Source organism: Mesorhizobium sp. M2E.F.Ca.ET.209.01.1.1, assembly GCF_004010375.2.
Classification (GTDB): domain Bacteria; phylum Pseudomonadota; class Alphaproteobacteria; order Rhizobiales; family Rhizobiaceae; genus Mesorhizobium.
Map to the genome: position 1 here is coordinate 1 of NZ_SADP02001204.1, position 289 is coordinate 289.

Here is a 289-nt window from a genome sequence, read left to right on the forward strand (position 1 = left end):
GCTGAAGGCGATCAGCGTCGCCGGCGGCATGAGGCGCAGCGCCGACTACGGTCCCCAACTCGGCAAGGACCTAGTCACCGCCAAGGGCAATTTCGATATCTCCGACGACCTGCGTGTCCGGCTGATCGTCAAGCGCGCCCGCATCGACGCGGATCTCGCTGGCAAGACGAGCTTCGAAGCGCCGAAGGAGGTCCAGGGCGATCCTCGGCTGGCGACCATCGTCAACGACGAGATGACGATCCTGACCGCCGACCAGAAGGCGCTGAAGCTGAAGCTCGGGTCACTCGAC

General features: G+C 64.7%; 1 pseudogene. It reads left to right on the forward strand.

Annotated features, from left to right (window positions below):
- A pseudogene (locus EN852_RS39745) lies at positions 1-289 on the forward strand (sugar ABC transporter substrate-binding protein); the annotation flags it as partial.